General features: G+C 66.6%; 12 protein-coding genes. 5 read left to right on the top strand and 7 right to left on the bottom strand.

All coding sequences use genetic code 11. The features are described 5' to 3' along the window. Nucleotides 1-305 precede the first annotated feature (305 nt). A complete protein-coding gene (locus tag ACMZ6R_RS18495) occupies nt 306-1,418 on the bottom strand; it encodes a glycosyltransferase (RefSeq protein ID WP_416114245.1) in 1,113 nt (370 codons plus the stop codon). Nucleotides 1,419-1,569: 151 nt separating this feature from the next. Here ACMZ6R_RS18495 and ACMZ6R_RS18500 point away from each other — a divergent pair, with 151 nt between their 5' ends. Next, entirely contained in the window at nt 1,570-1,764 is a 195-nt protein-coding gene (locus tag ACMZ6R_RS18500) for a hypothetical protein (RefSeq protein WP_416114247.1), read from the top strand. An 80-nt stretch (nt 1,765-1,844) separates the two neighbouring features. Then, nucleotides 1,845-2,048: a hypothetical protein gene (locus ACMZ6R_RS18505; protein ID WP_416114249.1), complete on the top strand. Its 204-nt coding sequence runs from the start codon at nt 1,845-1,847 to the stop codon at nt 2,046-2,048. A 185-nt stretch (nt 2,049-2,233) separates the two neighbouring features. Here ACMZ6R_RS18505 and ACMZ6R_RS18510 read toward each other — a convergent pair whose 3' ends face one another. Next, nucleotides 2,234-2,635, bottom strand: a complete 402-nt coding sequence (locus ACMZ6R_RS18510) for a hypothetical protein (RefSeq protein ID WP_416114251.1) — start codon at nt 2,633-2,635, stop codon at nt 2,234-2,236. Then, nucleotides 2,635-2,838, bottom strand: coding sequence for a hypothetical protein (locus ACMZ6R_RS18515; protein ID WP_416114253.1), 204 nt, complete (start codon nt 2,836-2,838; stop codon nt 2,635-2,637). The genes ACMZ6R_RS18510 and ACMZ6R_RS18515 overlap by 1 nt, the downstream gene beginning before the upstream one ends. Nucleotides 2,839-3,363: 525 nt before the next feature. Here ACMZ6R_RS18515 and ACMZ6R_RS18520 point away from each other — a divergent pair. The 3 genes from ACMZ6R_RS18520 to ACMZ6R_RS18530 are packed head-to-tail and all read left to right on the top strand — an operon-like array spanning nt 3,364 to nt 7,795. Continuing rightward, nucleotides 3,364-4,629, top strand: a complete 1,266-nt coding sequence (locus ACMZ6R_RS18520; RefSeq protein ID WP_416114255.1) for an HDOD domain-containing protein — start codon at nt 3,364-3,366, stop codon at nt 4,627-4,629. A gap of 20 nt (nt 4,630-4,649) precedes the next feature. After that, on the top strand, nt 4,650-5,192 hold the full coding sequence (locus tag ACMZ6R_RS18525) for a tetratricopeptide repeat protein (protein ID WP_416114257.1): 543 nt from the start codon (nt 4,650-4,652) through the stop codon (nt 5,190-5,192). Between the two features lie 59 nt (nt 5,193-5,251). Beyond that, nucleotides 5,252-7,795 (top strand): PAS domain S-box protein, encoded by a 2,544-nt coding sequence (locus ACMZ6R_RS18530; protein ID WP_416114259.1) that lies wholly within the window; start codon nt 5,252-5,254, stop codon nt 7,793-7,795. Here ACMZ6R_RS18530 and ACMZ6R_RS18535 read toward each other — a convergent pair. From ACMZ6R_RS18535 to ACMZ6R_RS18550, 4 genes are all read right to left on the bottom strand, one after another. Continuing rightward, entirely contained in the window at nt 7,779-8,333 is a 555-nt protein-coding gene (locus ACMZ6R_RS18535) for a cysteine hydrolase family protein (protein WP_416114261.1), read from the bottom strand. The genes ACMZ6R_RS18530 and ACMZ6R_RS18535 overlap by 17 nt on opposite strands. 13 nt (nt 8,334-8,346) lie before the next feature. Continuing rightward, complete coding sequence (locus ACMZ6R_RS18540) at nt 8,347-9,402, bottom strand: SGNH/GDSL hydrolase family protein (protein ID WP_416114263.1); 1,056 nt, start codon at nt 9,400-9,402, stop codon at nt 8,347-8,349. An 18-nt stretch (nt 9,403-9,420) separates the two neighbouring features. Next, nucleotides 9,421-10,014, bottom strand: coding sequence for a glycerol-3-phosphate 1-O-acyltransferase PlsY (gene plsY, locus ACMZ6R_RS18545; RefSeq protein ID WP_416114265.1), 594 nt, complete (start codon nt 10,012-10,014; stop codon nt 9,421-9,423). Between the two features lie 168 nt (nt 10,015-10,182). Continuing rightward, nucleotides 10,183-12,300, bottom strand: a complete 2,118-nt coding sequence (locus ACMZ6R_RS18550; RefSeq protein ID WP_416114267.1) for a ribonuclease catalytic domain-containing protein — start codon at nt 12,298-12,300, stop codon at nt 10,183-10,185. Nucleotides 12,301-12,353: the final 53 nt, after the last annotated feature.

The raw sequence follows: 12,353 nt of genomic DNA on the forward strand, positions 1-12,353 counted from the left end.
GCAAAAAGGGGTTCCCTCCCCCGGGCCCCCTCCCTCCCCAAAAACTCTTAAAGGGTTGCCGCCCATCTTGCCTTTCCATGCGGCGCTTCGCCGCTGGCGCACCTTGTCGCCGCAATCGCGTCCGGCGTCGAGGCGCAACGCGCCTCGTGCCGCCGGGCCGATTGCGGCGACAAACGTCCGTCGTCCCGCCGCCCAAAGCAAGTCGCCCCACTCCCGCACAACCGGGATGGGGGGTCCGGGGGGCCCGTGGCCTCCCGGCGGGGTGCAGGGGCGGAGCCCCACCGGGTCCAGGGCAGCGCCCTGGCCTATCCCCGCCTCACGCCATCGACCACACGCCGCATCCGCTCCACGAAAACGCCTTCACCGAAGGCCTTGGCCCGGGCCTGGCAGGCCGGACGCATGGCCAGGCACCGGGCCGCGTCCAGGGCCGCAATGCCTTGCACCACATCGCGCGGGCCGGGGTCCGGAGGCAGCAGGATGCCGGTTTCGCCGTCGAGGACGGTTTCGGTCAGCCCGCCTTCGCGCACGCCGAGCACGGGTTTGCCGGCGGCCATGGATTCCACCGGGGAAATGCCGAAGTCCTCGTCGCGCGGGATGTAGATCGTGGCCAGACAGGAGCCGACGAGACGTTTCAGGTCGTCGTCGGGCGTCCAGCCGAGGACGTCGATGTTGGGATGGCCGGCGGCGAGGGCGCGCACGCGGGAAAGTTCCGAGCCGCCCGAGACGACCACCAGCCGCTTGTCGGGCATATGGCGAAAGGCTTCGACGATGACGTCCACGCGTTTGAGCACATCCACCCGGGCCGTGGACAGGTAGAAGGATTCCTGGGCGAGGAACCGGAAGGCGGCCGTGTCCACGGGCGGATGCACGACCGTGGCCGGCAGGTGCAGAAAGCGCTCGATGCGGCGGCGCACGGTCTCGGAATTGGCCACGATGGCGTCCATGGCCCGGGCCGCGCGTTCGTAGGCGCGGCGGTAGCGGGCCAAAAGCAGGGCATAGAGCGGCCGGCGCAGGGCGGATTGGCGGGACAGGTAAAATTCGCGGTGATCGTAGAGGATGCGCGGCGGCGTGTGGCAATAGAGGATCTGGGGACCGTGGATGCGGGCGTGGGCCAGGGGGGCCAGGGCGCCGCTGTGGATGGCGAAGGGCGTGCCTGTGCGGGGGAAATTCTCGAAGGCCAGGGACATGGCCAGGGTCTTGGAAACGCGCGTGGCCAGGGGATGGTTGCGGGCCGCGTCGAGGTTATGCGGCGCGGCCGGGCCGAAATAGCCGTCGGGGAAGGCGGCCGGGGCATAGGTCCCCGTAAAAAGGCGCGCGGTAAAGGCCCGGGCCAGGGTCACGGCCACTTTCTCGCCGCCGCCGGGAAAAGCGAAGGCGTCGTGGAGAATAAGGGGGCTGGCGTCGACGAAATCGGGCATGGGCTTCCTTGATGCGCTTGGCGCGGTCGGGTGGGGATAGCGTGGCCGGCGGCGTCTGGCAATGGGGGAAAATCTCCCGGCCCGCTTGCCAGAACCGCAAATTGTCTTACAAGAAACAAGAAGCGCCCCTGTCGCGCCAAGGAGTTCTGCTATGGCTTCCAGTGAAACGGTGATTCTGGGCGGTGTGGAATGCGACTATGACCCCGAAACCCATATCGCCCTGGTCTACTGCTCCAACTGTTCCGAGCGCAATGAAGTGGAAGTCTCCCTCGACGAGAACGGCGTGCCCGAATACGCCGGGTTCGTCTGCGCCAAGTGCGGAACCTTCAACAGTCCGGAAGGCTGAACCGATGTTGCCGCTCGCGCCCGCCTCGGCTACACCTCTCCCCAGAGGCGCATGGCAACGCGCCCGGGAGTTTTGCCGCCATGGGAAACCTTGCCCATTACCTGGAAATGGTCACTAAGGCCCAAAGTTATCAGGACCTTGTCTTTCTGCGCAACAGGATTTTCGACGCTATGGAAGCGGAGTTGACCGAAGACGAAGTGGAGACGATCAAACGGACCTGGACCGACCGGGCCAAGGATGAAAGCGTGCCCGTGGTGCCCGCTGGCCAGGTTCGGGAAAGGTGAAATCAGTGCGAGAGGGGAACCCCTTTTGAAAAAGGGGTTCCCCTCTCGCGCTCTCCCCTCCCTAAAACTTTCAATGATTACGGGTGATGTAACGGTAGCGCCCCGTAACTATCGATAGTCTTTGGAAAGGGGGCCCGGGGGGAAACTTTTCTTCAGAAAAGTTTCCCCCCGGTTCTTCACCTCCCTCACGACCCCGGGCGGCGCTTCAAGACGAGGTTCATGGCGGGGCCGGATTTGGGCGTGAAGACGGCGTGGGCCTCGTTCGGTCCGACGACGGTTCCCTTGAGCAGATGGCCGCTGCCGTGCTGGGCGGCGAAATCGTCGCCGAGGACCACCCCGGCCACGTGGTAGGTATTGCTCCCGCCGCTGACGATATCCGGAATCACGATAACGCCCGAAATCATGTCGCCCTGCCGGGTAAAGCTGGCCGTGACTTCCTGGCCCAGCACCGAGGCCGTCCACTGGCCGGCGATCTCCTTCCCCCGGCCGGGAACGTCTTTTCCCGCCCGGGCCGGACCGGCGGACAGGGCCAAAAGAACCAGCAGGCACCAGGCGGCCCGGACGGTCAAAACGCGCAGAGAGCCCATCACAACAACCCCTCGCGGCGCATGAAACCTACGAATTTGGCCCGAATGTTTTTCAGCTCCGACACGATTATTTCCAATTGATTATAGTGACTTGAAAACTTGACTGCCTGTTCCAGCTCGCCCTGGCGCTTGGCCAGGCGCTGGGTGAGGAAATCCAAAAATGCCTGGGGCCCCTGGGGCCCGTCATGATCCGTATTTTCCAAGGACTGCTCCTGATCGCCCGGCAACGCGGCTGTCACGAATTTTACACAGTTGCGGCCGGAGCCGCTGACCGGCTTTTAAGGCTATAATCAGGAATCGGCCTCTGTTCAAGGATGACGGAGGGGCTCGCGGCACAAAAAGCGGAAGCCGCCCAGGCCCAGGGAGTGGCCCAGACGGCTTCCTAAAAAGGCCGTGGTGGCGTGTTGGGGGAGGAGGCTAGGGGGTGGCCGCCACGGCCAGGTGATTTGGCGCGGTGTGGTTTCGGCTTTCGCCCACCGCTCTCGACTTGTTAATAGCAAATCCGGGGCCAATATTGCCTGCCGCCCCAATTTGTTTTTATAGCTAAAAAAACCGGTATATTAACGCAGAGAGCCAGGACAAAGCGAAAAGGCCGGGCAAGATAGGCCTCGCGCCCCCCTTCTCTTTCGATTAGCTTTATTACAATCTTAATCGCAAGAGGCCGTGGCGCACGGCCGCCGGCCAAGGCGGTCACCGCCCCGGCCGGAAAGACGGGAGGACCGGGCACGGTGGTTACGGTCAGTATCGACGACGTCAAAGACGGGATGATTGCCGCGGAAGACGTGCATGGCCAGGAGGGTTCCCTTGTCGTCCCCCAGGGCGCCGCGCTTGACCAGGAGCAAATCCGGGCCATGCGGGCTTACGGCGTGCGCGACGTGGCCATCGTATCGGACGAAGCCCAGCCGGAGGATACGGCGTCGCAGTTCGCGGCGGTCGAAGCGCGCTGCCGGGAATTGCTGCGGCCGCGCTTTTCCGCTTTCGACCTCGAGACGCCCTTTGGCCGAACGGTCTTCGATCTGGCCGCGGAGCGGGCCGCCACCCAGACCCTCGACGCCGGGGCCGACTGGGATACACTCCAATCCGCCGCCTGCCTGCTCGGACCGCCGCCCGAGCAACAACTTTTTTCCGCCTCGGCCGTCGATCCGGCCAGCCTTGTCTCGGACGAGGTGGAACTGGCCACCCTGCCCGAGGTGCACGCCCGCCTGCTCGACGCCCTGCAATCCGATACGACCTCGAGCCAGGAACTGGCCGACTGCATCGGCAGCGATCCGGGACTGACGGCCAAGCTGCTGCGCCTCGTCAACAGCCCCCACTACGGCTCGCGCAGCCCCATCGACTCCATCAGCCGGGCCGCGTCCATGGTCGGGCTCAATGAACTGACCACCCTGGCCATGGGGCTGGCGGCGGTCAGCGCCTTTGACGACATCGCCCCCGAACTCTGGGACATGCGCGCCTTCTGGCGGCACGCCGCCGCCTGCGGGGTATACGCCTCGCTTCTGGCCGCGGATTGTCCGGGGACCGCACCGGACCGGGTTTTCGTCGGCGGTCTGCTGGCCGACATCGGCCAGCTCGTGATCCTGCGCAAGCTGCCGGCCGCCGCCGGCCGGGCTCTTTTACTGTCGCGGGTGGAGGGCCTGCCCATCGCCGTCGCGGAAGGCGTGGTACTCGGGTTCGACCATACGGCCGTGGGCCGGGCGCTTTTGACGCGCTGGCATTTTCCCCAGGCGCTCACCGCCATGGTCGCCGACCATCTGCGGCCCGACGGACGGCCCGAAACACGCGAAACCGCCCTTGTCCACGTTGCCGACATCCTGGCCACGGCCTGGGCCTGGCCGGCCTTTTCCGGCGAACCCGTTCCCGCCCTGTCCGAGGCGGCCTGGTTCTCCCTGGGCATCGCCGAAGAGACGCTGGAACAGGTTGCCGAGGCCGGCGACGCCCGCATCCGGGGCATCGAGTCCGTCTTTTTCGCTGCCGCACCCTTGCCACGCCAATAACACCACGGAGGTTCCGGAATATGAAACCCGATACCCAGCCCACCGTTTCCCGCCGCAACCTCGTCCGCGCCCTGCTCGGCCGGGACACCTCCCCCGCCCCCCAGGCCCCGGATGCGGCGGCCGCCGCCGACCGCCATGCCACCGGGGACGCGGCCTATGCCGCCGGAGACTATACGGCCGCCGTCGCCGCCTACCGCGCCTCGACCCGGGGCGACCTGTCCAATGCGCCGGTGCGGCTGCGCCTGGGCTACGCCCTGTACGCCCTGGGACAATACATCCAGGCCAGGGTGGAGTTCGAGCACGTGCTGCGCCTGACCGGCGGCGGCGAACCCATGGCCCGCCTGTGTCTGGGGCTGACCCTGCTTGCGCTCGGCAAGTCGGAACGGGCGGCCACGACCCTCGCCGCCTTCACCGATTCCGAACGGCCCGAGCTGGAAAAAATGACCGGGGAAGCGGCGCGCCTGCTCGCCGCCGGCGAGGCGGTCGATCCGGAGTCGCTGCGACACGGCATCGAAAGCGCGGCCCGGGCAACGGCCTTTTTTCCCGAAATCGTGTCGGCATAACGGGAAAAAGCACCGGAAACATTGCCACGATCCCCCGTGCACTGTATGGTGCACGAAGTATGGAGCCCCATTCTTTCGGCGAGCACATTCGTCGCAGACGGCTGGCCCTTCTGGCCGATGACCCGCGTTATTCCCTGCGCCGCCTGGCCGCGCGCCTGGGCATCCAGCCGTCCTACTTGAGCCGCCTGGAACGCGGCGCGGTCCCGAGCCTGTCCGAAAAGAACATCCTGGCCCTGGCCGGAGAGTTGGGCGAAAACCCCGACGTCCTGCTCGCCCTGGCCGGCAAGATCGCCTCGGACGTGCGGGAAGCCCTGCTCGCCCGGCCCGAGGCCTTCGCCAGCCTCATCCGGCGGTTGCGCGCCCGCCCCGACGCGGACGTCGCCGCCTGCGCCAACGCGGACGCGCTTCTGACCTCGTTTCGCGAAACCCAGCGCCTGGGGCGGGTGGGCAGCTTCAGCCGGGACCTCGTCACCGGCGAGGCCGTCTGGTCCGAGGAATGCTTCCGTATTTTCGGCCTGCCCCCAAACGGATCGTCCTTAAGCTACGTCGACTTCCTGGCCCTGGTCCATCCCGAGGACCGGAGCAGGGTGGAGGCCGCGCGCCGACGGCTGCAAGCCAAGAGTTCCAAGCTGCACTACACCTACCGCTTTCGGCGCGCCGACGGCCTGTGGCGGCATGCCCGGACCGTGGCCCGCTCCGAGGTCGATACCACGGGAAAGGTGGCGCGCTACCACGGCACCGTCCAGGACGTGACCACCGAACAGCAGGCCCAGGAACATCTGCGTTCCATGGCCCGCTTCCCCGAGGACAATCCCTTTCCCGTCCTGCGCGTGGGCCGCGACGGGCACCTTGCCTACGCCAACGCCGCCTGCGCCCCGCTGCTCGACGCCCTGGGCATGGCCGTGGGCCGGCCCGTGACGGCGGAACTCGCCGCCTGTGTGGCCAAGGTCCGGGAGACGGGCACACGCCAGGAACTCGACGTGCCCGTCGGCGAATGCATTTTCGCCATCGTCGCGACGCCATCCCCGCTTTGGGGCGAGGCCAACTGCTACGGCCGCGACGTCACGGTGGAACGGCGGGTCGCCTCAGGCTCCGCCGACGGCGAAGACTGTTGCCGGCAGCTGTTCGACGCCGCGCCCATCGGCATTTTCCGGGCCTTGGCCTCGGGCCGGCTGCTCACCGCCAACCCGGCCATGGCCGCGATGTTCGGCTATGCCTCGCCAAAGGACATGTACGACCACCTCGGGCAAAACGCCGGGCTGTGCTACCGCGACCCGAAGCGTCGTGACGAGATCGTGCGCCGGCTGTCCCGGGACGGCACAATCGGCAGTTTCGAAAACCCCTATCTGCGCAAGGACGGGACGGAATTCACCGGCAACCTGCACGCCCGGCTGACCGTTTCCGAGACGGGCGAGTCCGTGGTCGAGGGGTTCGTGGAGGACGCCACCGCCCGCAAGCTGGCGCGGCAGGAGCTGGCGGAGCGCGAGGAGCGCCTGCAAAACCACCTGCGCAACTTTCCCCTGCCCACGCTGACCTTCCGACTGCGCGACCGGGAGCTGGTGCTCTCAAGCGCCAACAAGGCGGCCGAAGCTCTTTTCAAGGGACGGATCGGCTCCTGCCTGGAAGCCCCGGCCGGAGCCATTTTCGACGAGGCCCCGGAGGTCTACCTGGCCCTTTGGAGCGCCCTGGAATCGCGCACGACCGAAAGCCGCCAACTGCTTTTCCGGCCGCCGGGCGCGACCGAGCCGGGGCTTTTCGCCATGACCTTCGTTGCCGCCGCCCCGGACACGGTCATGCTCCACGCCGATGAAATCACCGCCCTGGCCCGCACACGCGAGGCCCTGCGGCGCGTCAACGATCAGTTGCGCGGCATTTTGGACCACGTGCCCTGCGCCGTCTATTTCAAGGACCCGCAAGGGCGCTGCATCATGGTCAACCGGGCCATGGAAGAGTTGTTCGGCCGGTCGGCCGCGGACATCGTCGGGCATCCGCCCGGACACGTGCACGCCCCGGAGGTGGCGGCGCGCATCGGCGAGGACGACCGACGGGTCATGGAGACGGGACAGGCGCTCACGTTCGAGGAGGAAATCATCGCCCAGGGGATAACCCGGACATTTCTCACCACCAAGGCCCCGCTTTGCGACGCCTCGGGACGGCCCTACGGCCTTTGCGGCATATCGCTGGACATCACGGCGGCCAGGACACTCGAACGGGACATCAAGGCCGAACGCGACACCCTGGATTCGGTGCTGGCCTACGTGCCCTACGCCGCGAGCCTGGTCGGGGCCGACGGACGCACGCTTTTTCTCAACCAGCGCTTCATCGATCTGGTGGGCTACGATCTGGAAGACATTCCGGACGCGCGGACCTGGATGCACAAGGCCTACCCCGACCCGACGCTGCGGGCAAAGGTGGTTGCCGATTGGCAGGGTGAACTCGGCTCGAATTCCCGGCGGGTCTATCCGGTCCGTTGCGGCGACGGGATCACCCGCAACCTCGATTTCAACGTCGTGGCCCTGCCGGACGGCCGGATGCTGCTCACCATAAACAAGGCCGATGGCCCGGGGACGACGGAAGAAGGCCGGCCTAGGCGATCCGGTTGAGCACGTCCGTGGCCGAGGCAAACGCGGCTCCGGCCGCGCGCATGGCGGCAATGGCCCGGTCGCAGTCCCCGGGCGTACGGTCCACGCCGGCGATGGCGTCGGTCACCACGGTCACGGCGAATCCCCTTTCCAGCGCGCCGAGCACGGCTTCCTTGACGCAGTACTCCGTGGCTACCCCGGCCACGTACAGGCGGCCGCCGCCGGCAACCAGGCTGCGCAGCAGGACCGCGGCATGGGTGTGCACGAAAAGCGACAGGGAGTCCTTGTTGAAGACGATGTCCCCCGGGCCGGGGGTCAGGGCGTCGACCACACGCGCCCCGGGCGTGCCCATGACGCAGTGCGACGGCCAGATCGCGAACTCTTCGGAATCCTCGGGATGGGCGTCGTTGTCGTAGACCACGGCCTCGCCGTCGGCGCGAAAGGCGTTACGCAAGGCGACAATGGGCGCGATCACCGCCTGCCCCTTCGGGAAAGAAAGCTCTCCTGCCGGCAAAATGAAATCGTTGAGCATGTCGACGATAAGCAGCACGTTGTCCATGACGGGTCCTTCCTTACTCCGGATTCCGCGAAAAAACGGCCTTGTTACCGCCGGTGGCCGCCGGCGCGGGCGCGAGGATGGCCTTTTGCAAGAGCCCGGCCATCTCGGCGTTGAGCTTCACATTGGCGTGGGTGTCCACGCTGTTGACCACCATGTCCCCGGGATCGCGGCCGGCGAGAATCGACGTCAAATCCACGGTTTCCACACCCCGGTCCTTGAAATAAGCGGCCACGCGGGCGGTCATGGGCGCGGTGCCGGCCACGTCGGCAAGGCTCGGAATGATCAGCGCGATCAGCCGGACGTGGCGCAGCCGGCACCAGTCCACGATGGCGTCGAGCTCACGGGCATGCTCGTTCCAGACCGCCGGATCGGCATAGGCCGAGCGCAGGCGGTCCCAGAACGTCCTGGCCGCGTCCTCCACATTGCCCATGCGCGCCAGCCGCCAGTAGACGAAATTGGCCAGGGCGAAATGGTCCACCAGGTACTTGGTCACCGCCCCCCTGGGAAATTGCACGGTAAACGGCAACGGAAATTTGGTTTTTTCCGCAGCCCGGTAGATGTCGTTGACGAAATAGGCCAGCACCACCACGTCCGGCGTCTGGGGATAGCTTTCCAGGGCCTTGTCCTCGTCCACGGTGTCCCAGCCAATCTTGGAGGCGTTGGCCACGCGCCAGCCCGCCCCGAGGTCCCGGCCCAGCACGTCGCCGAAGCGGTCGGCGACGTTGTCGATGCCGTGCCCGGCGGCAAAGGAATCCCCCACCACCAGCACCAGCTTTTCGCCGGGTGCCTTGGGACGCGGTTCGGCGTCACGATAGCCGAGGCTGTTGACCGGATGCCAATGGCGCGCGAACCAGTTGCGGCTGGACATGGTGATGTTGAAGCCGTCGGACTGGGCGAAAAAAAGGGCCATGGCCACTTCGAGGACAAGCAGGGCCGCCAGCATGGCGTCCACGGCGACGAGCACACCCATGCCGCCGGTGCGGGCGCGGCCACGCCGCAGGCGCGAAAGGCCCCACATGGCGACAAGATTCAACGCGCAAAGCGCGACAAGCACATAAAGGATAGACATCATGGGCGTCCGGCGGGGTTAACGGCTCTTGCGCCAGGACTTTTCCTGCCCGGCCACCAGCCGGGAGATGTTCTCGCGATGCTTGACGATGACCAGCACCGCCACGGCCAGGGCGGCGAAGGTCATGGCGCAGGGGCCAAGCCAATAGACAAGCACGGGCAGGCACACGGCCAACGTCAGCGAACCGGCGGAGACGAACCCCGTGGCCCAGATGACCAGCACGCAGGCCGCCACGGACAAGAGCGCCGCAAGCGGAGCCGCGCCCAGAAACACGCCGATGGTGGTGGCCACGCCCTTGCCGCCCTTGCCGTACAAAAAGACCGAATACATGTGCCCGGCCACGGCCACGACGATGACCAGGGTCATAAAGACCGCGCCGCCGTGCATGGCCCGGGCCACCAGCACCGGCAACAGCCCCTTGAGCAGGTCCAGGACCAGGGTCAGCACGCCGTAGCGCGTGCCGCAAAGCCGCGCCACATTGGTGGCCCCGGTGTTGCGGCTGCCGGCAAGCCTGGGGTCCACGCCGCAGGAGGCCTTGGCCACGGCCAGACCGAAGGGAAAGGCCGCGACAAGGTAGGTCAGCAAGAGGAAAGCAACGTGCGCAAGGCCCATTTCAAACTCCATCATCTCCCCATAAAGGGAGGTTCGGTGGAAATTTCCCCGATGGGGCGGTCGGGAGGGGCTCGCCCCCCCCTTTTAACAGTTTTTGAAGGGGGTCCGGGGGGAAACTTTTTTCAAAAAGTTCCCCCCCGGCCGCCGGAGGCATTTCTTCCCCTCTCGCTACCCTTCAGCGCCCATGAAAAACGCCTCGGCACCCTCGGGCAGCCGGGCCGGAATCTCCTCCGCGCCGAACACACGCAGCTCGTTCGTCAACGGATCGATCCTGCCCAGGCGTAGCGCATAGCGCTGGCCGATGTAAATCGTGTCGCCCAGGGTGTCCTTCGTGGCCCGGACATACATCTGCATGTCGGGCAGGGACAGGGACACGAATCCGCCGCCGCCAAGGTCCACCACCACGCCTTCGAAGGTGCGCTCACGGCAGTTGCATTGCAGGTACAACAGCTTCCAGTAGCGCGGCCGGAACCGCTGCACCCGGCCCACGGCCTCGAGGCGCGACGTCAGCTCGGGCAGCCGGGCCTCCAGCTCGCCCCGACTCCAGCGCGGCGCGCCGGTGCGCAAGAGGCTTTCGAGTTGGGCCAGGTTGATCAGGTCGCCGTAGCGCCGCAACGGCGAAGTGACCGGGGCATAGGCCGGCGCGGCCAGGGTGGCGTGGGGCCTGGGATCGGGTTCGGTCAGGGTCGGGGGCAACTCGCGCACCACCCGCTGGATCGAGGGCGGATCGCCGTGCACACCGCGAATCTCCGGGGAAAGCGTCGCGTCCTGGGTGCGGAAAAGCATGGCCGCGCCGCGCGACACCGCATACTCGGCGGCGGCGGTGTTGCCGAGGATCATGAACTCGCTGACCATGAGCTGGGACTTGGGATAGCCCGGGCACAGCCCCATCTCCACGGTCACGTTATCGGGATAGCCCGAAAGCATGATGTCCGGATCGGGCCGCTCGATGATCACCGCCCCGCGCTCCAGGCGCTTTTGCCGCAGCGCGACGGCCAGGGCATGGCCCAACTTGTAGGACTGCGGCGCATCGCCGGCGTCGAGAACCGCTTCCACGGCGGCATAGGTGGTGTTTTCGGCCAGGCGGACGAAGGTCTTGCGCATGGCGAAACCGAGCACGTCGCCTTCCTCGGAAAACTCCCACTCCATGACGAGCGAAGGCCGTACCTCGCCGGCAAGCAGGCTGTAAAGCCCGGTGCCGAGCGCCTCGGGCAGCATGTGGCTGACCCCCTCGGGCAGATAGAGGCTCGAGGCCCGGTAGGCCACGGCCTTATCGAGCGGGCCGTCGAATCCCCAGTCCAGGGCCGGGTCGGCCAGGGCCAGGACCAGCCGGATGCCGCCGCCCGGGCGGGGCTCGGCGTAAAAGGCGTCATCGATGTCGCGGGTGGTCGGGGAATCGACGCTGACAAAGGGAATGGGTTCGGGCTCCTGGCACAGGGCCGAAAGCCCCGCCCGACGCGCCTCCACCTCGGCGGCAAGCGGTTGCCACCAGTCGTCACCGGCGGCGTAATCGGCCTGATCGAGCAGATAATTGTAGTGCGGCGGGACAATGCCCCACTGGGTGGCCAGGATATAGGCCTGGAACGGATGGTCGGGCAGGCCCTTTTTCAGCATGACCCACAGGGTGGCGGACTCGGGGTCTTCGGCGTCGGCCATGAGCCTGTGCAGCAGTTTCTTAAGCTTCTCCGCCGCCTCGGGATCGAGCTTGGCGGCCAGATTCGCGCCCTTCTTGCGGTCGCCGGAAAGCCAGCCCTGCCAGAGCTCCTTGAAAAACGTCTGGCCGGCCACCACCACCTTCTCGCGTTCCTCGGCCAGGGCGGCCTCGGCCATGCGCCGCTCCACCAGATCGGCCGGGAACACCTCGAACTTGGGCGGATGGAACTTGAAATGCGTCTTGCACCCTAAAAGCGCCCGCCCCATGGCCGCCACGGCGTCCACGTCCGGGGCCTCGCCCACAAGCCCGGCGAACCACTCGGCCGATTCCTCGCGCACCTCGCCCTGGGCCAGTTCCCACAGCTCCAGCGGGGCAATGGCCCTGGCCGCGGCCTCGCGCCGGGCCTGATGCGCGGTCAGGATCTCCAGCATCTCGCTGCGGTCCCTGGTCCCGTCATAGCGCGGCCCCATCCAGGGCAGCACCCGGGAGGCGGCCAGCTTCTCCTCACGCTTGGTCAACGTGTAAAGCCGCAAACGGCCAGAAGATTCCTCCAACACCCAGGCGACCTGAGGCTGGTTGCCCTGCATGAACTCCACCAGGCACCCCGGCCCGGCATACCGTTCCAACGCCATGTTGTGTGTATATCCTTTTAGAGAAGAGATGCGGAACCGGGGGAGGGAACCCT

Origin of the sequence: Solidesulfovibrio sp. C21 (assembly GCF_047785625.1) — a bacterium.
GTDB lineage: Bacteria > Desulfobacterota > Desulfovibrionia > Desulfovibrionales > Desulfovibrionaceae > Solidesulfovibrio.

Excerpts from the sequence above, each read along its gene's own strand:
- ACMZ6R_RS18495 (WP_416114245.1), bottom strand. The coding sequence starts at position 1,418 with ATGCCCGATTTCGTCGACGCCAGCCCCCTTATTCTCCACGACGCCTTC.
- ACMZ6R_RS18500 (WP_416114247.1), top strand. The coding sequence starts at position 1,570 with ATGGCTTCCAGTGAAACGGTGATTCTGGGCGGTGTGGAATGCGACTAT.
- ACMZ6R_RS18505 (WP_416114249.1), top strand. The coding sequence starts at position 1,845 with ATGGGAAACCTTGCCCATTACCTGGAAATGGTCACTAAGGCCCAAAGT.
- ACMZ6R_RS18510 (WP_416114251.1), bottom strand. The coding sequence starts at position 2,635 with ATGGGCTCTCTGCGCGTTTTGACCGTCCGGGCCGCCTGGTGCCTGCTG.
- ACMZ6R_RS18525 (WP_416114257.1), top strand. The coding sequence starts at position 4,650 with ATGAAACCCGATACCCAGCCCACCGTTTCCCGCCGCAACCTCGTCCGC.
- ACMZ6R_RS18530 (WP_416114259.1), top strand. The coding sequence starts at position 5,252 with ATGGAGCCCCATTCTTTCGGCGAGCACATTCGTCGCAGACGGCTGGCC.
- ACMZ6R_RS18535 (WP_416114261.1), bottom strand. The coding sequence starts at position 8,333 with ATGGACAACGTGCTGCTTATCGTCGACATGCTCAACGATTTCATTTTG.
- ACMZ6R_RS18540 (WP_416114263.1), bottom strand. The coding sequence starts at position 9,402 with ATGTCTATCCTTTATGTGCTTGTCGCGCTTTGCGCGTTGAATCTTGTC.
- plsY (WP_416114265.1), bottom strand. The coding sequence starts at position 10,014 with ATGGGCCTTGCGCACGTTGCTTTCCTCTTGCTGACCTACCTTGTCGCG.
- ACMZ6R_RS18550 (WP_416114267.1), bottom strand. The coding sequence starts at position 12,300 with ATGGCGTTGGAACGGTATGCCGGGCCGGGGTGCCTGGTGGAGTTCATG.